Raw genomic sequence first — 22,113 nt, forward strand, 5'->3', positions numbered from 1 at the left:
GACCACTGGAGGGCCGATGACAGATAGACCTAAAACACCGCTTTTGGATCAAGTGACCACGCCGCGCGATTTGCAGTGGTTTTCTGATCATGAGCTGACCCGCTTGGCCGATGAATTGCGCGTCGAGACGATTTCGGCTGTCTCCGAGACGGGTGGGCATTTGGGGGCTGGTCTGGGTGTGGTTGAGTTGACCGTGGCACTTCACGCCGTATTTGACGCCCCGCGTGACAAGATCATTTGGGATGTCAGCCACCAATGTTATCCGCATAAGATTTTGACAGGGCGGCGGGATCGTATCCGCAGTCTGCGCCAAAAGGGTGGCTTGTCAGGTTTCACGAAACGCAGCGAGTCGCCTTATGACCCATTTGGTGCTGCGCATAGTTCCACCTCTATTTCTGCGGCGCTCGGCTTTGCCGTTGCGCGCGATTTAAGCGGTGCCTGCGAGACAGGTTTGGGAGATGCGATTGCGATTATCGGTGATGGTTCGATTTCCGCAGGCATGGCCTATGAGGCCCTGAACAATGCGGGCCATCTGAAAAAGCGGTTGATTGTGATCCTCAACGACAATGAAATGTCGATTGCACCGCCAACAGGTGCGATGTCGGCTTATTTGTCCCGCCTTTATGCAGGCGCGCCGTTTCAGGAATTCAAAGCCGCCGCCAAGGGCGCAGTATCGCTTTTGCCTGAGCCGTTCCAACACGGGGCGCGCCGCGCGAAAGAACTTCTGAAATCCGCGACAGTCGGCGGCACCTTGTTCGAAGAATTGGGCTTTGATTATATCGGCCCGATTGATGGACATGATATGGATCAGCTGCTTGCGGTTTTGCGCACCGTCAAGGCGCGGGCGGATGGGCCGATGCTCATTCATGCGATTACCAAGAAGGGCAAAGGCTATGCCGAAGATCGCCCAGATCGCGGCCACGCCACCGCGCGCTTCGATGTGGTCACGGGCAAGCAACACAAAGCGCCCTCAAACGCGCCCTCATATACGCGTGTCTTTGCAGATGCGCTGATTGCCGAGGCCGCCGAGGATCCGTTGGTGACGGCTATCACGGCGGCGATGCCAGACGGAACAGGCCTGAACCTATTTGAAGAACGCTTTCCCGAACGCTGTTTTGATGTGGGCATTGCCGAACAGCATGCGGTGACCTTTTCGGCGGGTATGGCGGCGGGTGGGTTGAAACCCTTCTGCGCGCTTTATTCGACCTTCTTGCAACGCGGCTATGATCAAGTTGTGCATGACGTGGCCATACAACGTCTGCCTGTGCGCTTTGCGATTGATCGCGCGGGGCTTGTTGGTGCCGATGGCGCCACCCATGCGGGCAGTTTTGACATCGCCTATCTGGCAAATTTGCCCGATTTCGTGGTGATGGCGGCTGCCGATGAAGCGGAATTGGTGCATATGGTGCGCACCGCCCTAGAGATTGGGGATCGCCCGTCTGCCTTCCGCTTTCCGCGCGGCGAAGGTGTTGGGGTCGAGTTACCTGCACGCGGTCAGGCGCTTGAAATCGGCAAGGGGCGGATGATCGCAGACGGCAATCGCGTGGCTCTCTTGAACTTTGGCACCCGCCTGAAAGAAGTGCGCGAAGCTGCGGAGATTTTGGCCCAGAAAGGGATCACGCCCACGATTGCTGACGCGCGTTTTGCCAAACCGTTGGATACAGATTTGATCGACCAACTCGCCCGTCATCACGAGGCGCTGATCACCATTGAAGAAGGGGCGATTGGCGGCTTTGGCAGCCATGTCGCGCATCATCTGGCGGAAACGGGCGTGTTTGATCGGGGGATCAAATACCGCTCCATGGTGCTGCCCGATATTTTCATCGACCAAGCCAGCCCGCGCGACATGTATGCGGTGGCAGGCATGAATGCCGAGGATATCGTGACCAAGGTTTTCGTGACCTTGGGCGTAGATGTTTTGGGGAAGCGGGCTTAAACGCCTACTTCCCCAACCGCTCCTCAATCTTGCGCAGTCGGTCTAGCACCTCATCACGATGGCATCTGTGGCGGCATTGCTTTCTTCGGCATGAGCGTCTTGCATGGAATTGACGATCAGGCCAACCAGCAGGTTCACCACCGCAAAGGTCGTGACCATGATGAAAGGCACAAAGAACAGCCACGCATAAGGATAAACATCCATCACGGGGCGCACGATGCCCATGGACCAACTTTCCAACGTCATGATTTGGAACAGGGAATAGAAAGACGCGCCAAGCGTGCCGAACCATTCGGGGAAAGATGCCCCGAACAGTTTGGTTGCCATCACGGCACCGATGTAAAAGATGATCCCCATCAGCAAGAACACGCTGCCCATTCCTGGCAGGGCGGTCACAAACCCCTCGACCACGCGGCGCAATCGTGGCGCTGCTGAGATGACCCGCAATACCCGCAAGATGCGCAAGGCGCGCAGAACTGACAGCCCGTGGGTGGCGGGCATCAGCGCGATCCCAACAATCAAGAAATCAAAAACGTTCCATCCCGAGCGGAAAAACCGCGCGCCATGGGCCACCAGTTTCAGCGCAATTTCGATCACGAAAATCGCAAGGCAAATCCAGTCCAATGTCAGGATAATGGTGCCCGCCGTTCCCATAACTTCGGGCGGTGTCTCAAGGCCCAAAAGAATGGCGTTAAAAATGATCACGCCGATGATGAATTGGCGGATGTGAGGGCGGTCTAGCCAATCGGCAAGTATCTGTCGCGTGGTCGTAAAATCACGGGTCATAGCGGCCATCCTTGAGCGCGTTACCGCGTCATAAGGGGTCGGATAAAGCGGGCGGCAAGTTCTATATGCGGCGACCAACGGAATTGGTCGATGGGCTGCACCCATTCAAGGCAATAACCTGCGTCAATTAGGGTTTTTGCGTCACGTGCAAAACTGATCGGGTTGCAGGATAGAAATGCAATCTGGGGGATGTCGGTTTTCGCCAATTCATGCACCTGTGCCTGTGCGCCTGCACGGGGCGGGTCGATGACCACCGCGTCATATTTGGCTAATTCGTCACTTAAAACGGGGCGGCGAAACAGGTCGCGGGTTTCGGCGGTAATGGGCTTTAGCCCGTCCGCATAGCGGGCGGCGTTTTGCAAGGTCTTGACCATATCGGCGCTGCCTTCGACTGCGTGCACGGGCGCTGTTTCGGCCAGTGGAAAGGTAAAGGTTCCACATCCCGCAAAAAGGTCAATGATGCGTGTGGCCCCCGAAATCGCGCTGCGTGCAGTGGCCAAAAGCGCTGCTTCGCCCGCTTTGGTGGCTTGCAAAAATGCACCTGCGGGTGGGGTGACACGCGCGTGCCCCATTTGGTGATAGGGTGGGGTTTCCATAAAGACGACCTCATCCCCCCATGTCAGGCGCAGAAATTCGGTGCGGAATTTTGGCAATTCAACCCACAGCGCATGATCCAAGGGCTTGCCGCCCGTCACGTGGAGGTCAAGCCCGATTTCGGACTGGGTTAGGCTAAAGCCCAAAACCGCACTGCGCGATCCCCCCAAACGGGCGATCTCGGCCAATACGGGCAGCGTGGCCACCATCTCATCGGGCAAAAGGTGACATTCGCCGATCGGCACAAGGACGTCCGATTTTCGGGCATGAAATCCTACCATCGTCCCCGATTTTGTACGCCGCGCGGCAAAGGTGGCGCGCCTGCGTGAGTGCGCAGGCGAAGTTAGGGTTGCGCGGATATCAGTTGTGATCCCGTGCGCGGCAAGCGCAATTGCAATTTGGTCTGCCTTCCACGCACTGACAAATGTGTCCGAGGCATGTTGCAGGCTGCACCCGCCACAGGATTTATAATGCGCGCAGACAGGTTTTACCCGCGCGGGGGAAGGGGTCACAATTTTGGCCCCGTCCAATTGACCTTCGTTTACCACGCCGCGCACCACCTCGTCAGGCAGGGTAAGGGGGACAAGGATTTGGCCTCCGCCCGCGTTCTGTGCAATGCCATCGCCGCGATGTCCGAGGCGGGTGATGGTGAGGGTTTCTTCGCTCACGCGGAACCTCCGTCTGGATTAAGAAAGCCGCCCGATTGGCGGTTCCACAGCGAAGCATAGAGCCCGCCCTTTGCCAAAAGCACCTCATGTGGGCCATCTTCGATGATGTGGCCTTCATCTAAAACGATGATGCGATCCATCTGCGCAATGGTCGACAGTCTATGCGCAATCGCAATCACGGTTTTGCCTGCCATCAGGTCGCTCAGCGTGTTTTGGATGCTCGCTTCAATCTCGCTATCAAGCGCGCTTGTGGCCTCGTCTAAAATTAAAATCGGCGCATCTTTCAGAACCACCCGCGCAAGCGCAATACGCTGTCTTTGTCCGCCTGAAAGTTTCACCCCGCGTTCGCCAACATGGGCCTCAAACCCTGTGCGGCCCTCTGGGTCTTCTAGATCATGGATGAACCCTAAGGCCTCGGCGCGTTCTGCGGCGCGGATTACGTCAGCATCACTTGTATCGGGGCGGCCATAGGCGATGTTGTCGCGCACGGAGCGGTGCAACAGGCTGCTGTCTTGCTGCACAACGCCGATTGTGGCGCGCAGGCTGTCTTGGGTCACATCGGCAATATTTTGGCCATCAATGCGGATCACGCCGCCTTCGCAATCATAAAATCGTAGCAAAAGTTTAACGAGGGTCGATTTCCCAGCGCCAGAGCGCCCGACAAGCCCGACCTTTTCGCCGGGCTGGATGGATAAACTGAGGCGATCTAAGCCACCCGCGCCGCGCCCATAATGGTGACTGACCGCATCAAATTCGATCAATCCTTTCTCGAATTTGAGCGCGGATGCGTTTTGGCGGTCACGCAATGTGATCGGTTGGGCAATGGTCTCCATCCCCTCCATCACCACCCCCAATTCTCGGAATAGGCTTGAGAGAGCCCACATGATCCAGCCCGTCATTGCATTGAGTTGTAAGGTGAGGGCGGCTGCCGCCGCCACAACGCCCACAGTCGCCGTTCCCGTATACCACAACCAGACCGACCAACCGACAACGGACACAATCAAAAGTCCGTTCAAGGTCAATAGCGTGACGTCCATTATCGTGAATATCCGCATCTCGCGGGCGAATGTTTGGCGGGTATGCTCAATCGCCTCGTGGGCATAGTCCAGTTCGCGTGTTGTATGCGCGAAAAGCTTGACCGAGTGGATGTTGGTATAGCTGTCAACGACCCGTCCCGTTGTCATGGATCGCGCATCTGAACTGGCCTTGGAGGCGGGGGTGACATTGCGGATTGTCCAGCGCACCAACAGCCCATAGAGCCCGCACCAAATCACCAAGGGCACGGCAAGCCGTGGGTCTGACTGGGTCAGTAGGATCACCGCGCCGATGAAATAGGCGATTGAAAATGTGATGGCGTCAAAAATCTGAAACACCGCATCGCCTGCGGCGGGCGGGGTTTGCATAATCCGCCCTGCGATACGGCCCGCAAAATCATTTTCGAACCATCCGACCGATTGACGTAAAACATGCCGATGTGCCCGCCAACGGATCAGCGTGCCGAAATTCGGCAGGATCGCATTGTTCAAAAGCCCCACATCCAAAAGCTGCATCAAAGGGCGGACTAGCACCACAAAGAGCGCGACTAAGCCAAGCTCGAGCCCGTGATTTGCAAACAGTTCTGCGGGACTACTGACTGATAGCAGATCAACAACGCGCCCCAAATAGACGATCAGCCCCAATTCAATCGAAGCGACCACCATCGACATAAAGGCGGCTGCGATGAACACCCGTTTGAAGGGTTGCGCATAGCCGCGCAAAAACGGCCAGAGTCGATTGGGGGGCGTATCCTCATCGGCGTAGGGCGTATAGGGATCTACCAGTGTTTCGAAAAATCGGAACATTGCATCGGGCCTAATTGGTTGATTGGGTCGCAGCCTGACCCTGTGGCGCAATATAGGGCGGGGCTCACATAAAGACCATTGCGGCTGTCAGCGCGAGGGCGCTTGCCATGGTTTTGCGAAAAATATTCCATGCACGCGGCGTGGTCAGAAGCCGCGCCAAGGCCGTTCCTGCTGCTGCCCAAAACAGACAGACAAAAAGATTAATTCCTGAAAAGGCGGACGAAAGGCGCAAGGCTTCTGTCAAAAGCGTGCCACCCGCGCCAAAGCCCGCAGCAGCGGCAAGGCTAACGGCCCAAACCTTGGGATTGACCCATTGAAACATCACAGCCTGAAGAAAGGTAAACGGCTTTGCGACCTGTCGCGCCTTAGGATCTGCCGGTTTGGCCCGCCATAGGGTGGATGCCATATAAAGGATCCAAGATGCTGCGGCTATTTTCATCACTAAGGCAGCCACTGGATAGGCCAATAAAATCGCGCTGACACCTAAGCTTGAGGCAGCAGCAATCACCCCCACCCCTGCGGCGACACCGAAAATATGCGGAATGGTCGCGCGAAACCCGAACAGCGCGCCTGATGTGGTCAAGAGGATAACATTTGGCCCAGGCGAAAACAGCCCTGCAAAAACAAATGGGTAAAGCGGATCCATGGGCGATGGTTAGGCAGGCTCACGCAGGATGCGCGGCACTTTGAACTCAACATTTTCTACGGCAGTCTCAACCTGTTCGACTGTCACATCATAGCGCGCCCGCACGGCATCAATCACCTCATTGACCAACAGCTCTGGCGCAGATGCGCCCGCCGTCAGACCAAGGCTGGTAATCCCCTCAAGCGCGCGCCAGTCAATATCAGTCGCCCGTTGCACAAGCTGCGCATAGTTGCAGCCCATTTTTGCCCCTACCTCGACCAAGCGTTTTGAATTTGAGGAATTGGGCGCGCCCACGACAAGCATGGCATCTGCCTTGACCGCCATCGCCTTGACGGCCTCTTGGCGGTTGGTGGTGGCGTAGCAAATGTCTTCTTTGTGTGGGCCGATAATCGCAGGGAACCGTGTCTTGAGGGCCGCAACAACATCGGCGGTGTCATCAATCGAAAGGGTGGTTTGCGTCACAAAGGCCAGTTTCAGGGGGTCGCGCACCGTGAGGGCCGCCACATCCGCTACTGTTTCAACCAAGACCACTTCGCCTTCGGGCAATTGGCCCATAGTGCCAATCGTTTCCGGATGGCCCGCGTGGCCGATCATCACGATCTGCAACCCCGCCTCATGATGCCGCGCCGCCTCGATATGCACTTTGGACACAAGCGGGCAGGTTGCATCAACATATATCATCTGCAGCCGCTCTGCGGTTGCGGGAACAGATTTGGGCACCCCATGGGCAGAAAAAATTACGGGTCGATCATTTGGGCACTCGTCCAATTCTTCGACAAAAACTGCGCCCTTTTCGCGTAGGGCATCCACCACGAATTTGTTATGCACGATTTCATGGCGCACAAAGACGGGTGCGCCCCATTTCTCGAGAGCCATTTCCACGATTTTAATTGCGCGATCTACACCTGCGCAAAATCCGCGCGGCGCGGCCAAATAGAGGGTGAGGGGCGGTTTTTGCATAGTATCTCTCCGATCACCCCACAGTTAAGTCTTTGTGGCCCCGCCGTCTAGCGTTTCTGCCTAAACGGCATCGGCGCAAACGCCTCACACATGCCACATTTCCTGCGCATCAATGGGCGCGAGGCGATTGCAGCGCTGGATCAAGACTGTTTCGATCTGATCCTCACCGATTGTCACATGCCCACGACGAATGGTTTTGAAATGGCCCGCGAAATTCGGGCGCGTGAAAGTGCGTCAGGGTTCTCAAAAATCCCTATAATCGCCATCACAGCTGACGCCGTTGGCCATGACCGCCAAAAGGGGATTGATGTCGGCATGGATGCCTATCTGACCAAGCCTGTGCGCTTGGGGGATTTGTCGAAGATGTTGTCGCTCTATCTGGTGGGGGAGGAAGAGGGGCGCGGTGCTGTGCGCGGGGCGCCTTAATAGCTTTCCTCAAAGTCATCCTCACCGCCATTTTCGCGCGGGGGGCGTCCTACTGCGTCTTTTAACTCGTCCAATTCAATGAAATTGTCCGCCTGCCGCCTTAGGTCATCGGCAATCATAGGTGGGTTCGAGCGGATGGTGGACACAACCGAAACCCGAACGCCCTTGCGTTGGATGGCAGCCACAAGCGGACGAAAATCGCCATCGCCAGAAAACAGCACGATATGATCGACATGGTCTGCGATTTCCATCGCATCGACCGCCAAATCAATATCCATATTCCCTTTGATCTTGCGCCGCCCTTGCGCATCTGTGAATTCCTTGGCGGCTTTCGTCACCATGGTGAACCCGTTGTAGTTCAACCAATCCACCAGAGGACGAATCGGGGAATATTCGTCATTCTCAAGAAGGGCCGTATAGTAAAATGCGCGAAGAAGTTTTCCGCGTTGCATGAATTCTTGGCGTAAGAGTTTATAGTCGATATCAAAAGCCAAAGCCTTGGCTGCCGCATAAAGATTTGAGCCGTCAATAAAGAGCGCGAGGCGCTCATCACGATAAAACATTTGAAAGACCTTATAATAAACAGACCAATCGCGGCCTTGAATAATTCGTCAAAATATCACGATCAGCAATGCAGAGCAAAATAGAGGATAAATCATTTGGCGCAAGCTTTCCTTTCTAATGCGGAGCCGCGCAAAGCACTTGTCGCGCTTGGCTCAAATCTACCTGTCGAGGGGCAGGCGCCGCGCGTGGTTTTGGATCGTGCGATTGCACAGTTGCGGGACTATGTGACCGCGCAGGATGGTGGCGATTTCAAATTGAGCCAACTCTATCGAACCCCTGCATTTCCTGCAGGTTCTGGCCCTGATTTTGTGAATGCAGCGATCTCCTTTGACTGGCCGTTAGGCCCAAATTTGCTGCTGGAAAAGCTGCATGCCATAGAGGCTGATTTTGGCCGCAGCCGTCTGCAACGCTGGGCCGCGCGTGGGTTGGATTTAGATCTTTTAGGCCTCGGCAATTTGGTTTTGCCAGATCCAGACACATGGCACGTTTGGGCCAATCTTTCGACAAAAGAGGCGCAATCGCGCGCGCCTGATCAATTGATTTTACCCCACCCCCGCATGGCTGAGCGCGGCTTTGTTTTAATCCCGCTCTGTGATGTTGCCCCAAATTGGTGTCACCCGATCCTTGGCGAAACGGTTTCTGAATTGCGCGCAAAATTGCCGCCCGAACAGTGTCGTGAGATCAATCCACTGTGAGCGCGCGCGCGGTCTTTTGCACTTGTATTTCGGGGGCGGTCTGACTATTTACGAGGCTTGCGCCCCTCCCTTAATCAGCCTTGGAGAGTTTAGTATGGCCCGCGTGACGGTAGAAGATTGCGTAGACAAGGTTCCCAACCGCTTTGAATTGGTGATGCTTGCTGCACATCGCGCCCGCGAAATGGCGTCTGGCTCGCCGCTTACTGTGGATCGCGACAATGACAAGAATCCTGTCGTTGCGTTGCGCGAGATTGCAGAAGAGACACAATCCGCAGATGGCCTGCGTGAGCGTTTCATTGAATCGCATCAAACCCAGATTGAGGTTGATGAGCCTGAAGAAGACACGATGACATTGCTGCAAAGCGCCGATCAGGATCGTCCACAAGCGGATGACATGACCGAAGAACAGATGTTGCGTGCCCTGCTTGAAGCGCAGGGGCAGAACTAAAACAGGCGATTTATGGACGGAAATGGATCAGATCGAAGCGGCCTTCTCGATGCCGATGATCTGATCAGTCTTGTCCGAAACTACAATCCAAAATGCAATGAGGCCCTCCTGCGGGGGGCCTATTCCTATGCGCAGGATATGCATCAGGGACAAATGCGCCAATCGGGTGAGGCCTATTTCACCCACCCTGTTGCGGTGGCCGCGATCCTGACCGAGATGCGGCTGGACGATGCCACAATCGCAACGGCGCTGCTGCATGACACAATCGAAGATACCAAGGGCACCTATTCCGAACTGGAAAGCCGTTTTGGGACGGATGTTGCGGAATTGGTCGATGGCGTGACCAAGCTGACTAATTTGCAGCTGTCCAATCGCGAATCAAAGCAGGCTGAGAACTTTCGCAAATTGTTCATGGCCATGTCCAAGGATCTGCGCGTGATCCTCGTGAAACTGGCCGACCGATTGCACAATATGCGCACCATCCGCCATATGCGCGCCGAAAAGCAGCTGCAAAAATCGCGCGAGACAATGGATATCTACGCGCCGCTTGCAGGCCGTATGGGGATGCAATGGATGCGCGAGGAGTTGGAAGACCTTGCCTTTCGCGTGGTCAATCCCGAAGCGCGCAATTCGATCATGCGCCGCTTTTTGACCTTGCAGAAAGAATCGGGCGATGTGATCCCAAAGATCACCGATGATATCGAAGCCGTTTTGGCCAAGCATGGCATTTCTGGCGATGTCTATGGCCGTGCCAAAAAGCCCTTTTCGATTTGGCGCAAAATGCAGGAAAAAGACCTCGCCTTTTCGCGTTTGTCCGACATTTACGGGTTTCGCGTCATCGTTGAGACAGAGGATGAATGCTATCGCGTTTTAGGGGCGATGCATCAAAGATGGCGTTCGGTTCCGGGAAGATTCAAGGATTACATCAGCCAGCCCAAGTCGAACGGCTATCGTTCGATCCATACCTCTGTTTCAGGGCGAGATGGCAAGCGTGTTGAAATCCAAATCCGCACGCGCCAGATGCATGAAGTTGCTGAATCTGGTGTCGCGGCGCACTGGTCCTATCGAGACGGTGTGCGCGCGGCGAACCCGTTTGCAGTTGATCCTGCAAAATGGTTGTCCACGCTGACAGAACGCTTTGAGATGGCCGAGGATCATGATGAATTCCTCGAACATGTGAAGTTGGAAATGTATTCCGACCAAGTGTTTTGCTTCACGCCTAAAGGGGATGTTGTGAAGTTGCCGCGCGGGGCGACCCCGTTAGATTTCGCCTATTCGATTCATACGCGCATTGGCCATTCTTGCGTGGGGGCCAAGGTTGATGGCATTCGTGTGCCGCTTTGGACACGCCTGAAAAATGGCCAATCGGTCGAGGTTGTGACCGCCGAAGGTCAAAGCCCGCAAGCCACATGGATTGATATTGTGGTGACAGGTCGTGCCAAGGCCGCAATCCGCCGCCGCCTCCGCGAAGAGGATCGGGGGCGTTATATCAAATTGGGGCGCGAATTGGCGCGGGTGGCGTTTGAGCATGCCAATAAGAAATCCACCCCCAAGGCCTTGGACACAGCCGCCAAGGCGCTTGGCTTAGAAGATGGTGACGAGGTTTTGGCGCGGATCGGATCTGCTGAAATTTCGGCGCGCGATGTGGTGACCAAGCTTTATCCAGAACTCGCCACCAGCGGTGATTTTGTCGATGTCGATCAAAAGCGGGCTGTGATTGGTTTGCCTTCGGGGTCAGATGTGCAGCGTGCCCAATGTTGCCAGCCCGTGCCAGGTGAACGGATTGTGGGCATCACCTATCGGGGGCGTGGGCCAATGGTTCATGCGATTGACTGCGAATCTTTGGCTGAATTCGACAACGCGCCCGAGCGTTGGATTGACCTGCATTGGTCAGAAGGTCGGCACGCTGCGGTGCATAACGTCACGATCAACGTGACTATTTCGAATTTTAACGGTGTTTTGGGAAGAATCTGCACGTTGATTGGCGAACAAAATGCCAATATCTCTGATTTACATTTTATCGACCGAAAGCCAGACTTCTTTCGTTTATTAATTGATGTTGATGTAAGGGATGCTGAACATCTGCATGCGGTGATGATGGCATTGGAGGCTGATAGCGATGTCGCCAAGCTTGGCCGTTATCGACATGTAGAAAGGCGTCCTTAGACCCGACACGGCGCGGGTGTAGCTACGCGAGTAAGGGAGAGGAACAATCCGTGGTGTTTAAGCGAAGGGATCAGCGACCCTTGCTTCGGATTGTGGCCGAATGGGTCTATCCGCGTGGCGGATGGATGCGTGCCTTCCAATATGTCACCCATCGTCTGAACCGCCTGCCGGGATCGGCGGAATCGATTGGGCGCGGTGTTGCCGCTGGCGTATTTGCGGTCTTTACGCCCTTTTTTGGGTTGCACTTTTTCATCGCAGCTCTGCTTGCATGGATTTTGCGGGGCAATGTGATTGCTTCGCTTCTGGCGACTTTTGTCGGCAACCCGCTGACCTATGTGCCGATTGCGATAATCTCGCTTGAAACAGGGCATTTCATGCTTGGCTCAACCATGCGCAGTGATGTGAATGCAGGGTTGATTGCGCGGTTTCGGGGGGCGGCGGATGATTTGTTGCATAACCTGTGGTCGATCTTCTCAGGTGCGCCCGCGCATTGGCATGAACTCAAGATTTTCTATGACACGGCATTCTTCCCATGGATGATTGGGGCGATTATTCCGGGGATTTTATCATCAATCTTGGCCTATTTTATCAGTGTGCCCCTGATCCGTGCGTATCAAAAGCGCCGCATTGCCAAGCGCAGAGCGAAGATTGAGAAACACCGCGAACAGGCTGGCACTTCGGGCGCAAAACGCTAGATTAGCACTCATTGTCCAATGGGTGGGAGGCACCAGATGACCCGCGATCTTAGGCTGGGTGTCAATATTGACCATGTCGCAACATTGCGAAACGCGCGCGGTGGTGCGCTTCCTGATCCTGTGCGGGCGGCCCTCTTAGCCGAAGCGGCGGGGGCTGATGGCATTACAGCGCATTTGCGCGAAGACCGCCGTCACATTCGGGACGAAGATATCGCGGGGCTGATGGCGGCGATTAAAACCCCGCTCAATTTCGAGATGGCCGCCACCGCGGAGATGCAAAAAATCGCCCTGTCTCATCGCCCACATGCCGCCTGTATCGTTCCTGAGCGGCGCGAAGAACGCACCACCGAAGGTGGCCTTGATGTGGCAGGGGACGAGGCGCGCCTTGCGGAATTCATTGCGCCTTTGCGCGATGCAGGCATCCGTGTGTCGATGTTCATCGCCGCAGACCCGCTGCAAATTGCGGCAGCCGCGCGCATTGGGGCGCCTGTGATTGAACTGCATACGGGGGCCTATTGCGATTACCACGCCGAGGGTGAGATGGAGGCCCACAAAGCCGAACTTTCCCGCTTGATTGCAGGTGCAAAACAGGCGGCTGATCTGGGCCTTGAGGTGCATATGGGGCACGGATTGAATTATGCGACAGTCACCCCGATTGCGGCCATCAAAGAGGTGCGCGAATTGAATATTGGTCATTTCTTGATCGGCGAGGCGGTGTTTACAGGGTTGTCTGCGGCCATCGGTGAAATGCGCCGCCTGATGGAGGAGGCCCGCGCGTGATTTTGGGGATCGGAACGGATCTGGCAAATATCGAACGCATCCAACGTGCGCTTGATCGGTTTGGTGATCGGTTCCGCAACCGCGTGTTCACCGAACATGAACAAAAACGTGCCGAACGCATGCAAAACCCCGCTGCGGTTTACGCCAAAAGATGGGCCGCCAAAGAGGCCTGTTCCAAGGCACTGGGAACGGGGCTGCGCATGGGGATTGCGTGGCGCGATATGTCGGTGACGAATTTGGAAACGGGCCAGCCCGTGATGCACGTCACAGGATGGGCGCAAGAGCGGCTCAACGAAATGACCCCAGAAGGGTATGATGCCGTTATCCACGTTACATTGACCGATGATCACCCATGGGCGCAGGCATTCGTTGTGATCGAGGCGCTGCCTGATGGGATATCTGCGCAACTTCCCGCTATGCCAACCCCGCCAAACCGTTCGCTTGCTTGACAGCAGGGCGCGCGCAGCCCATGAGGGGCATGGGTCGGTTGACGTTTTGGCAATCCTGCCGCGATGCGATACAAGGGTGCCACAGGCGAAGGCTACCGCGATTTTTTAGCGGATGGGGCAAAACGCATGGCAAGCTATAAGGCAAAAAAAGAGGGAATTGGTGAGACGATCAAAACGATTGTCTACGCGCTGCTGATTGCGGGTGTCTTTCGCACCTTGTTCTTTCAGCCATTTTGGATCCCGTCAGGCTCGATGAAAGACACGTTGCTGATCGGTGATTTCCTGTTTGTGAATAAAATGGCCTATGGCTATTCGCGTCACAGCTGCCCTTTCTCGATGTGTCCCTTCTCAGGCCGCATCTTCGAGACATTGCCCGAGCGTGGTGATATCGCCGTCTTCCGCCATCCCACCAATGACGCAGATTTTATCAAGCGTGTTATTGGTCTGCCAGGGGATGTGATCCAAGTTCAAGACGGCCAGTTGATCATCAATGGCACGCCCGTCCCACAAGAGCCAACAGCACCTTTCGTGGAGGGGTTCGAGCCACAAGGCCCGCTGGGCCACCTTCCGCGCTGTTCCAATGCGCCTGTTGGGGCGGGTGGGATCTGCGAAAAAGACCGCGCGATTGAGACGCTTCCCAATGGGGTATCGCATGCGGTGTTGAATATTGATGACCGCTCTTTCGCGGATAACACCCCCGAATTTACCGTGCCCGAGGGTCATGTTTTCGTGATGGGCGACAATCGTGACAACTCTCAAGATAGCCGTTTCCCTCGTTCTATTGGCGGGGTTGGGTTCGTGCCTGTTGAAAATCTTTTGGGCCGCGCAGATCGGGTGATCTTTTCTTCTGCAGGGGATCGCATGGTCTATTTCTGGACATGGCGCAGTGATCGGTTTTTTAGAGCATTACAGTGAAATTATCGCGTGAGATTAACGAGTTTTGCGCCCGTTTAGGGCATAGCTTTTCCCGCCCCGAATTGATTTTGCGGGCTTTGACCCATTCTTCGCTCTCCTCTCCGACCCGAGCGGATAATCAACGCTTGGAATTCTTGGGGGATCGCGTGTTGGGATTGGTCATTGCTGAGCTGTTGCTCGAACAGGATCAAGACGCGCCAGAGGGGCAACTGGCCCCCCGCTTTAACGCACTTGTGCGCAAGGAAACCTGTGCCGAAGTCGCGCGCAGCGTAGATTTGGGCGCGGTGTTGAAATTGGGAAAATCCGAAATGATGACGGGGGGGCGCCGCAAAGATGCCCTTTTGGGCGATGCAATGGAGGCTGTGATTGCCGCCGTTTACTTGGACGCAGGTTATGATGCGGTGCGTGGGCTGATCCGCCGTCTTTGGGCGGGCAAGGCCGATACAGTGGCCGATGATGCCCGCGATGCGAAAACCGCCTTGCAGGAATGGGCGCAGGCCAAGGGGAAAGGCTTGCCTCGCTATGCCGAGCTAAGCCGTGAAGGGCCAGATCATGCCCCTACCTTCACCATCGAAGTTACGCTCAGTTCGGGCGAGGCCGCGCAGGCCAGTGCCAAAGCCAAGCGTCACGCCGAACAAGAAGCCGCAAAAAAATTGCTTGCCGCCCTCGATGGTGGTTCCGCTTAATGCGTCTGGCGCTAGGGCTGATTTCCCGCTATGCCCAAAGATCGTTGAAAAAAGGAACTGCCCATGACCAGCCGCGCTGGATTTGTTGCCCTTATTGGTGAACCGAACGCAGGTAAATCTACCTTGCTTAATCATATGGTCGGGGCAAAAGTTTCGATTGTGACCCATAAGGTCCAGACCACCCGCGCGCGTATTCGTGGTGTGGCGCTTGAGGGCGAAAGCCAGATTGTTTTTGTCGACACGCCTGGTCTGTTTCGGCCGCGCCGCCGTTTGGATCGGGCGATGGTCGCGGCCGCTTGGACAGGGGCCGCGGATGCGGATGTGGTTGTCCTGCTCATCGAGGCCCATCGTGGATTGACCGAAGGGGTCAAGGAAATCTTAAGCGGTTTGCTTGAAAAGGCCTCGGGTCGGAAGATCGCTTTGGCGATTAACAAAATCGACCGCGTTGAGGCGCCTCAGTTGTTGAAGCTGACCGAAGAGGCCAACGCGGCTTTTCCATTTGTGAAAACCTTTATGATCTCAGCAGAGCGCGGCCATGGTGTGGGCGATTTGCGCGAATGGTTGGCGCAAGAGATGCCAGAGGGGCCGTGGCTTTATCCTGAGGATCAGATTGCGGATTTGCCAATGCGCATGATCGCGGCAGAGATGACCCGTGAGAAACTGACCCTGCGCCTGCATCAAGAATTGCCCTATCAATTAACGGTGGAAACCGAGAGCTGGCAGGAACGCGATGATGGCAGCGCGCGCATTGATCAAGTGATTTACGTCAGCCGTGACGGACATAAGGGCATTTTGTTGGGTCATCGGGGCGAAACAATTAAGGCCGTTTCGCGCGCCGCGCGCGAAGAATTGGCCGAGTTTCTTGGCCGCAAGGTGCATCTATTTTTGCAGGTCAAAGTGCGCCCGAATTGGCTCGAAGAATCTGAGCGCTATTCAGAAATGGGCCTCGATTTTAAGGACGGGAACACCAAGTGACCCCCCGTCTGCGCGCAGAGTTTTGGGTGCAAGCCTATCTGCGGCGGCTGTCTTTGTCCGAGATTCCCGCCTTTGTCGTGGCGCGGGGTGATAAGGATGCGGGTGCGGTCTTGGTTAAGCTGTCCTTGCTTGATGGCACCGCCTCCTTGTTTCATCGTGGGTTTGATCTAGAGACTGGTGCGCGGGTTTGGGATGTGCTGACGCAAGGGCCAGAGGCCGAGGTGGATGCAGCCATCGCCAAACAGCGCGAATTTGACCCTGATCTTTGGGTGATTGAGGTGGAAGATCGTGCGGGTCGGCATATGCTAGATCAAGAGGGATTGCTTTAGCCTCAGCAAAGGGTCTGATCTGATGGAATGGCACGCAGAAGGTGTATTGCTCGCGGCGCGGCGCCATGGGGAATCTGCCGCCATCCTTGAAATTTTCACGGCAGAGCAGGGCCGTTTCGTGGGCGTTTTGCGGGGTGGGGCCTCTCGCAAAATGGCCGCCCATTTGCAAGTTGGAACGCAGCTTCAGGCGACATGGCGCGCGCGCCTCGCGGATCATATGGGCGCCTTCACAATCGAGCCTTTGATCGCGCGCGCGGCCCCTGTGATGAGCGACCCTGTGCAGCTTGCAGGGCTCAACGCGGTTTGCGCACTTTTGTCTTTTGCCTTGCCTGAACGCAGCGCTTACCCCGCGCTTTATGCACATAGCCTTGCACTGCTGGATGGGCTTGGTGCGGATCATTGGCTCGATGCCTATGTGCAATGGGAATTGGCGCTGTTGTCTGAGTTGGGCTTTGGCCTCGATCTCAGCCACTGCGCCCGCACAGGCGTGTCGCAGGATTTGGCCTATGTGTCGCCGCGCACAGGGCGCGCTGTGGCGCGCGATGCGGCGGGTGAATGGGCAGATCGCCTTTTACCCTTGCCGCGTTTTTTGCAGGGGGTTGGCCCCGCTGATCACGCTGAACGGCAAGCAGGCTTGCGCCTGACAGGGCATTTTTTGGCCAATCATTTGGCCCCCAGTTTGGGGGATCGCCCACTTCCCGCCGCGCGTGGGCGCTTAGTGGATATCCTCAACCGTCAATGTTGATGGCTGAAATGCGCCCTCAGCACTGCGCAGAACCAATTGCCCATCCTCTACAGCCGTGCTGCGGGTCGCCTCAAGGGCGCTGAAATGGGCGAATTCTTGGTCGAGATTGGGACAGGCCATCAGCGTAGCGCCAATTGGGCCTGCACTGAGGCCAGTTTCCACCACTTCGAACCGACCAAAGTAACGGTTGCAGGGGCCTTGACCGTAAAAGTTAAATTCTGCGTCCACTTTCAAGGTTATGCTTGGATCAGATTGCAAGACCCATGCCCCGACAGGGGGCATGGGCGTGTCTTCATTGCAAGCGGCGAGTGCCAGAAGGGCGGCAAATGCCCTCAAGGCGCGCATGATTAGCCTAGAAGGCGGCGCGCAATCACCTGAGCTTGGATCTCTGCCGCGCCTTCAAAGATGTTGAGTATACGGGCATCGCACAAAATACGGCTGATTTTATATTCAAGCGCAAACCCATTGCCGCCATGGATCTGCAATCCGTTATCCGCGGCGGCCCATGCCACTCGTGCGCCAAGCAATTTGGCCATTCCTGCCTCAAGGTCGCAACGGCGGTCATTGTCTTTTTCGCGAGCGGAGAAATAGGTCAATTGCCGCGCAATCATGATTTCTACGGCCATCATGGCCAATTTTGAGGCAACACGCGGGAATTCGATTAGGGATTTGCTGAATTGTTTGCGATCTTGGGCATATTGCATCGAAACATCCAAGGCGGATTGTGCCACGCCGATGGCGCGGGCAGCGGTTTGGATGCGCGCGCTTTCAAAAGTTTGCATCAGTTGCTTAAAGCCTTGCCCCTCTTGGTCGCCCAAAAGGTTCTCGCCCTTCACCTCGAAATTGTCGAAGCCAAGTTCATATTCTTTCATGCCGCGATAACCCAAGACCTCGATCTCGCCGCCCGTCATACCTGCGGTGGGGAAGGGGTTTTCGTCATCGCCCGGTGTTTTTTCGGCCAAGAACATCGACAGGCCACGGTAATCGGTGGTCGTGGGGTCAGTGCGGGCCAAGAGGGTCATGACATGGGTGCGTGACGCGTGCGTGATCCATGTCTTGTTACCCGTGATGCGGTAATTGCCCGCCTCATCCTTGACCGCGCGGGTGCGCAGGCTGCCCAGGTCTGAGCCAGTGTTGGGTTCGGTGAACACGGCTGTTGGCAGCTTCTCGGCGCTTGCCAAGGCGGGCAGCCATTTTTCCTTTTGCTCATCTGTTCCCCCAGCAAGGATCAACTCAGCCGCGATTTCTGAACGCGTTCCAAGGGAGCCCACACCAATATATCCGCGGCTAAGTTCCTCCGAGACGACACACATCGCCGCTTTGGACAGGCCAAAGCCACCATACTCCTCTGGAATGGTGAGGCCGAACACGCCCATCTCTGCCAGCTCTTCGATCACCGAGAGGGGGATCAGTTCGTCTTTCAGGTGCCAGTCATGTGCGAAAGGCTCGACCTTTTCCAGCGCATAGCGGCGGAATTGTTCGCGGATCATTTCCAATTCATCTTCAAGGCCTGAGGTGCCAACAGTGATTTCTGCGGCGCGTTCATGCATCAACTCAACAAGGCGCAAACGGGCTGCTTGGGTGTTGCCGCGTGTGACCAATGTGGCGATTGCATCTGTTTTCAGAAGATTTGCATCTGCGTCCCCAAGCCCAAGTTCAGACAGGCGCAGCACTTCGCCTTGGTTCATAGCAATCCCGCCCTGAAGTTGGGCCAGATATTCGCCAAAAGCAATTTGCAAGATTAATTGTTCAATATCACAAAACTTGCCTTCACTGCCCAAGAGTTCGGCCCATGTTTGCATCTGGCGCAGCGCCTCAACATAGGTGGCAAGCCAGGCCAGACCATGTGCGGCGGTCTGCTCCGCCTCAATCGCCGCGCCCGAGATTTTCCCGTCCACTGTCACCAAATCGCGCACGGCGTCTTTGGCACGGGCCAAAACCGCCTCGACTGGGGGCAGGGCCTCTGCCGTCAAAGCGGTGAGATTGGCCAAGATCACAGGGGCAGCGGTCATTTCGGCGTCACGGGGCATAGCGTCTCTCCAAATTGAGGGTGCGCAAGGGCAAGCTTATCTTTCGATTCTGCACCTGCTTCTAAATCATTTTGCAGATGCAGCGCAACATTAATTCGAAAAAATGCACCGAAAAGAATTAAAATGTCGCGCTTGTTTTGGTGTTGGATGTGCGCAATACCCTGACCAAGGCAGGGAGCAGCCATGACAGATTTCTTACACCTTATGCCATATTGGGCTTTCGCCCTCGCCCTTGGCGTGACTTTTGCGGCAGGTTTCGTGAAAGGTGCGGTTGGCTTTGCCATGCCCTTGATCATGATTTCGGGTTTGTCGATGTTTCTAGAGCCGCAATTGGCGATTGCAGGCATCATTTTCCCGATAGTCCTTTCCAACGGATTGCAGGTGGCCCGTTATGGCTGGGCTGAGGCCAAAACGGCGTTTGAGGAATATTGGCGGTATATCCTGATCGTCTGTGTGATGATCGTTATCGTTGCGCAATTTGTGACCGTCATACCAACCCAAACGATGTATCTGATCCTTGGTTTTCCTGTGGTGGTGTTAACCCTGATCCAGTTGATGGGCATCAAATTTCACATTCCACCGCAGCACCGCCGCAAGGCGGAATGGGGTGTCGGCACTTTGGCGGGGGCTTTGGGGGGGCTGACAGGCACATGGGGGCCGCCCACGGTTCTTTATCTCATTGCCCTTGATACTCCAAAGGCCCGCCAGATGTTGGTGCAGGGTGTGGTCTATGGTCTGGGGTCGGTCAGCCTGTTGACGGGGCATCTTTCCTCAGGGGTGCTGAACCTGACCACGGCACCGTTTTCGGTGGCGCTGCTCATCCCTGCCTTTCTGGGCATGCAGGTGGGGTTCAAGCTGTCTGATCGGCTTGATCCCGTCAAATTTCGCAAGATCACATTGATCGTTCTACTTGTGGCGGGGGCCAATTTGGTGCGCCGTGGTCTGATGGGCTGATAAAAAAACCGCCCCTGTGTCGGGAGCGGTTTTCGAAGCCTTGCTCTTGCGATGAGGTTTAGCTGATCGCGGCTGCTTTTACGTCTTCGTCTATGTAGGGCACATATTGCGCAAAGTTATCGGCGAACATCCCAACCAATTTTGCGGCCTGCGCATCATAGGCTGCGGCATCTGACCATGTGCTGCGTGGATCAAGCAGGGCATCATCTACCCCTTTAAGGCTGACAGGCACTTCGAAGCCGAAATTGGAGTCTTTGCGGAATTGGCCTTGATTGAGTGACCCATCCAGTGCCGCGGTCAAAAGGGCGCGGGTTGCTTTAATGGGCATGCGCGACCCTGTGCCATAGGCCCCGCCCGTCCAGCCCGTGTTCACAAGCCAGCAGGTCGACCCGTAAGTGGCGATTTTTTCGCGCAGAAGGTTGCCATAGGCCTCAGGGCGGCGCGGCATAAAGGGGGCGCCAAAACAAGTTGAGAAGGTTGGTTCTGGCTCGGTCACGCCGCGCTCTGTGCCGGCAACCTTAGAGGTGAAACCTGACAAGAAATGATACATCGCCTGCGCAGGGGTCAGGCGCGCAATCGGAGGCAAAACACCAAAAGCATCACAGGTCAGCATGATGATATTTTTCGGATGCCCGCCAAGCCCTGTGTCGGACGCGTTTGAGATCTGCTCCAACGGATAGGCGCAGCGGGTGTTTGCCGTCAGGCTTGCATCGTCAAAATCAAGTTCAAGCGTTTCTTCGTCATAGACCATATTTTCGATTACAGTGCCGAAACTATGGGTCGTGGCGTAGATTTCTGGTTCTGCCTCTTTGCGCAGGTTGATGGTCTTGGCGTAACAGCCACCCTCAAAATTGAAGATGCCATTTTCTGACCATCCATGCTCATCATCACCAATCAACACGCGAGCAGGATCAGCGGAAAGCGTGGTTTTTCCTGTGCCAGAAAGACCAAAGAACACCGCGCTATCATCAGGGTTACCCGTGGCGTGATTGGCCGAGCAATGCATCGGCATGAGGCCCTTCTCAGGCAAGAGATAGTTCAACAAGGTGAAAACCGATTTCTTGTTTTCGCCCGCATATTCGGTGCCACCGATCAAGATCAGTTTTTTGTCAAAATTCAGCGCGATCACTGTATCCGTGCGGCAGCCATGTTTCGCAGGATCCGCCTTAAAGCTAGGGCAATTGATGATTGTGAATTCGGGCACAAAGCTGTCCAGTTCTGTGCGCGATGGGCGGCGCAGCAGGTGACGGATGAACAGGTTGTGCCATGCCAACTCCGAGATCACGCGCACATCAAGGCGGTGGTCCGCATCCGCACCAGCATAGAGATCTTGCACGAAATATTCGCCGCCCTTCATATGCGCGACCATGTCGGAATAGAGGCGATCGAAGGCGTCCATTTCCATGCGGGCGTTGTTGTCCCACCAGATATGCGGCTCGACCGAAGGGGTTGCGACAACAAATTTATCTTTAGGAGAGCGGCCCGTATATTTTCCTGTGCTGACCAACAGAGTGCCGCCGTTGCCAAGGCGACCCTCATTGCGGGTCAAAGCGGCTTGGATCAGTGCAGGTTCAAGCAGGTTATAGTGAACCTGGCCCAGATCCGAAATGCCTTGATGCTCCAGCCGATGGGCGGGGTTCACGCGTCCTGTGCTCATGTTCTCTTGTGCTCCTGTGCCGATGCTGCCCGGCAGTGATGGAAATCAACGCGGGAACAGAGCTGCACTCAACCCCGCGTAAGCCCCGTATAACATGACGGTTTTATTACTGAACAGGACGCATCCGCACAGTTAGCGCAACCATTTCCCCGATTGGACAAATTTTGT

General features: G+C 55.6%; 23 protein-coding genes and 1 pseudogene. 14 read left to right on the forward strand and 10 right to left on the reverse strand.

Annotated elements, in window-relative coordinates; genetic code table 11:
• Nucleotides 1-16 precede the first annotated feature (16 nt).
• Nucleotides 17-1,936: a 1-deoxy-D-xylulose-5-phosphate synthase gene (gene dxs, locus AAC622_RS12135; protein WP_340262917.1), complete on the forward strand. Its 1,920-nt coding sequence runs from the start codon at nucleotides 17-19 to the stop codon at nucleotides 1,934-1,936.
• Between the two features lie 4 nt (nucleotides 1,937-1,940).
• On the opposite strand, the pseudogene AAC622_RS12140 reads toward dxs, so the two are convergent.
• The 5 genes and pseudogenes from AAC622_RS12140 to ispH form a co-directional block, all read right to left on the reverse strand.
• Nucleotides 1,941-2,722: pseudogene (locus AAC622_RS12140) on the reverse strand (ion transporter).
• 20 nt (nucleotides 2,723-2,742) lie between these two features.
• Nucleotides 2,743-3,984 (reverse strand): class I SAM-dependent RNA methyltransferase, encoded by a 1,242-nt coding sequence (locus tag AAC622_RS12145; RefSeq protein WP_340262919.1) that lies wholly within the window; start codon nucleotides 3,982-3,984, stop codon nucleotides 2,743-2,745.
• The gene (locus tag AAC622_RS12150; RefSeq protein ID WP_340262921.1) at nucleotides 3,981-5,825 is read right to left on the reverse strand and encodes an ABC transporter ATP-binding protein; all 1,845 of its coding nucleotides are present in this window, start codon (nucleotides 5,823-5,825) and stop codon (nucleotides 3,981-3,983) included. Before AAC622_RS12150 ends, AAC622_RS12145 begins: the two co-directional genes overlap by 4 nt.
• Before the next feature lie 64 nt (nucleotides 5,826-5,889).
• A complete protein-coding gene (locus tag AAC622_RS12155; protein WP_340262923.1) occupies nucleotides 5,890-6,471 on the reverse strand; it encodes a LysE family translocator in 582 nt (193 codons plus the stop codon).
• Between the two features lie 9 nt (nucleotides 6,472-6,480).
• Nucleotides 6,481-7,431 carry a 4-hydroxy-3-methylbut-2-enyl diphosphate reductase gene (gene ispH, locus AAC622_RS12160; RefSeq protein WP_340262925.1) on the reverse strand — a complete coding sequence of 317 codons (951 nt, stop codon included), beginning with the start codon at nucleotides 7,429-7,431 and terminating at the stop codon, nucleotides 6,481-6,483.
• 90 nt (nucleotides 7,432-7,521) lie between these two features.
• Between ispH and AAC622_RS12165 the strand changes: the two genes are divergently transcribed.
• Nucleotides 7,522-7,857 (forward strand): response regulator, encoded by a 336-nt coding sequence (locus AAC622_RS12165; RefSeq protein ID WP_340262927.1) that lies wholly within the window; start codon nucleotides 7,522-7,524, stop codon nucleotides 7,855-7,857.
• Here the strand turns inward: AAC622_RS12165 and AAC622_RS12170 are convergent.
• Complete coding sequence (locus AAC622_RS12170) at nucleotides 7,854-8,420, reverse strand: LabA-like NYN domain-containing protein (protein ID WP_317657259.1); 567 nt, start codon at nucleotides 8,418-8,420, stop codon at nucleotides 7,854-7,856. The genes AAC622_RS12165 and AAC622_RS12170 overlap by 4 nt on opposite strands.
• Nucleotides 8,421-8,516: 96 nt before the next feature.
• Here AAC622_RS12170 and folK point away from each other — a divergent pair, with 96 nt between their 5' ends.
• The 11 genes from folK (at nucleotide 8,517) to recO (ending at nucleotide 17,304) form a co-directional block, all read left to right on the forward strand.
• A complete protein-coding gene (gene folK, locus AAC622_RS12175; RefSeq protein ID WP_340262929.1) occupies nucleotides 8,517-9,116 on the forward strand; it encodes a 2-amino-4-hydroxy-6-hydroxymethyldihydropteridine diphosphokinase in 600 nt (199 codons plus the stop codon).
• 94 nt (nucleotides 9,117-9,210) lie between these two features.
• Nucleotides 9,211-9,564: a DNA-directed RNA polymerase subunit omega gene (gene rpoZ / locus AAC622_RS12180; RefSeq protein WP_213675507.1), complete on the forward strand. Its 354-nt coding sequence runs from the start codon at nucleotides 9,211-9,213 to the stop codon at nucleotides 9,562-9,564.
• A 12-nt stretch (nucleotides 9,565-9,576) separates the two neighbouring features.
• The gene (locus AAC622_RS12185) at nucleotides 9,577-11,730 is read left to right on the forward strand and encodes a RelA/SpoT family protein (RefSeq protein ID WP_340262931.1); all 2,154 of its coding nucleotides are present in this window, start codon (nucleotides 9,577-9,579) and stop codon (nucleotides 11,728-11,730) included.
• Between the two features lie 80 nt (nucleotides 11,731-11,810).
• A complete protein-coding gene (locus AAC622_RS12190) occupies nucleotides 11,811-12,425 on the forward strand; it encodes a DUF2062 domain-containing protein (RefSeq protein WP_340262932.1) in 615 nt (204 codons plus the stop codon).
• A 36-nt stretch (nucleotides 12,426-12,461) separates the two neighbouring features.
• The gene (locus AAC622_RS12195; RefSeq protein WP_340262933.1) at nucleotides 12,462-13,205 is read left to right on the forward strand and encodes a pyridoxine 5'-phosphate synthase; all 744 of its coding nucleotides are present in this window, start codon (nucleotides 12,462-12,464) and stop codon (nucleotides 13,203-13,205) included.
• The gene (gene acpS / locus AAC622_RS12200; protein WP_317657264.1) at nucleotides 13,202-13,654 is read left to right on the forward strand and encodes a holo-ACP synthase; all 453 of its coding nucleotides are present in this window, start codon (nucleotides 13,202-13,204) and stop codon (nucleotides 13,652-13,654) included. The genes AAC622_RS12195 and acpS overlap by 4 nt, the downstream gene beginning before the upstream one ends.
• A gap of 126 nt (nucleotides 13,655-13,780) precedes the next feature.
• Nucleotides 13,781-14,569, forward strand: a complete 789-nt coding sequence (lepB, locus tag AAC622_RS12205) for a signal peptidase I (protein ID WP_340262935.1) — start codon at nucleotides 13,781-13,783, stop codon at nucleotides 14,567-14,569.
• The gene (gene rnc, locus AAC622_RS12210) at nucleotides 14,566-15,255 is read left to right on the forward strand and encodes a ribonuclease III (RefSeq protein WP_340262937.1); all 690 of its coding nucleotides are present in this window, start codon (nucleotides 14,566-14,568) and stop codon (nucleotides 15,253-15,255) included. Before lepB ends, rnc begins: the two co-directional genes overlap by 4 nt.
• Before the next feature lie 63 nt (nucleotides 15,256-15,318).
• Nucleotides 15,319-16,230 carry a GTPase Era gene (gene era, locus AAC622_RS12215; protein ID WP_340262939.1) on the forward strand — a complete coding sequence of 304 codons (912 nt, stop codon included), beginning with the start codon at nucleotides 15,319-15,321 and terminating at the stop codon, nucleotides 16,228-16,230.
• Nucleotides 16,227-16,559 (forward strand): DUF1491 family protein, encoded by a 333-nt coding sequence (locus AAC622_RS12220; RefSeq protein WP_340262941.1) that lies wholly within the window; start codon nucleotides 16,227-16,229, stop codon nucleotides 16,557-16,559. The genes era and AAC622_RS12220 overlap by 4 nt, the downstream gene beginning before the upstream one ends.
• 22 nt (nucleotides 16,560-16,581) lie before the next feature.
• Nucleotides 16,582-17,304, forward strand: a complete 723-nt coding sequence (gene recO, locus AAC622_RS12225; protein ID WP_340262943.1) for a DNA repair protein RecO — start codon at nucleotides 16,582-16,584, stop codon at nucleotides 17,302-17,304.
• On the opposite strand, the gene AAC622_RS12230 is transcribed toward recO, so the two are convergent.
• From AAC622_RS12230 to AAC622_RS12240, 3 genes are read right to left on the reverse strand one after another with little or no spacing between them, the layout of a single operon-like run.
• Nucleotides 17,275-17,649 (reverse strand): META domain-containing protein, encoded by a 375-nt coding sequence (locus AAC622_RS12230; protein WP_340262945.1) that lies wholly within the window; start codon nucleotides 17,647-17,649, stop codon nucleotides 17,275-17,277. The genes recO and AAC622_RS12230 overlap by 30 nt on opposite strands.
• A 2-nt stretch (nucleotides 17,650-17,651) precedes the next feature.
• The gene (locus tag AAC622_RS12235; RefSeq protein ID WP_340262947.1) at nucleotides 17,652-19,334 is read right to left on the reverse strand and encodes an acyl-CoA dehydrogenase family protein; all 1,683 of its coding nucleotides are present in this window, start codon (nucleotides 19,332-19,334) and stop codon (nucleotides 17,652-17,654) included.
• Entirely contained in the window at nucleotides 19,313-19,519 is a 207-nt protein-coding gene (locus AAC622_RS12240; protein ID WP_340262949.1) for a hypothetical protein, read from the reverse strand. The genes AAC622_RS12235 and AAC622_RS12240 overlap by 22 nt, the downstream gene beginning before the upstream one ends.
• Between AAC622_RS12240 and AAC622_RS12245 the strand changes: the two genes are divergently transcribed.
• The gene (locus AAC622_RS12245) at nucleotides 19,518-20,288 is read left to right on the forward strand and encodes a sulfite exporter TauE/SafE family protein (protein WP_340262952.1); all 771 of its coding nucleotides are present in this window, start codon (nucleotides 19,518-19,520) and stop codon (nucleotides 20,286-20,288) included. The genes AAC622_RS12240 and AAC622_RS12245 overlap by 2 nt on opposite strands.
• Before the next feature lie 58 nt (nucleotides 20,289-20,346).
• Here the strand turns inward: AAC622_RS12245 and AAC622_RS12250 are convergent, their stop codons facing one another.
• On the reverse strand, nucleotides 20,347-21,945 hold the full coding sequence (locus AAC622_RS12250; protein ID WP_340262953.1) for a phosphoenolpyruvate carboxykinase: 1,599 nt from the start codon (nucleotides 21,943-21,945) through the stop codon (nucleotides 20,347-20,349).
• Nucleotides 21,946-22,113: the final 168 nt, after the last annotated feature.

The sequence above is a fragment of the Roseobacter sp. HKCCA0882 genome, assembly GCF_037805225.1.
GTDB lineage: Bacteria > Pseudomonadota > Alphaproteobacteria > Rhodobacterales > Rhodobacteraceae > M30B80.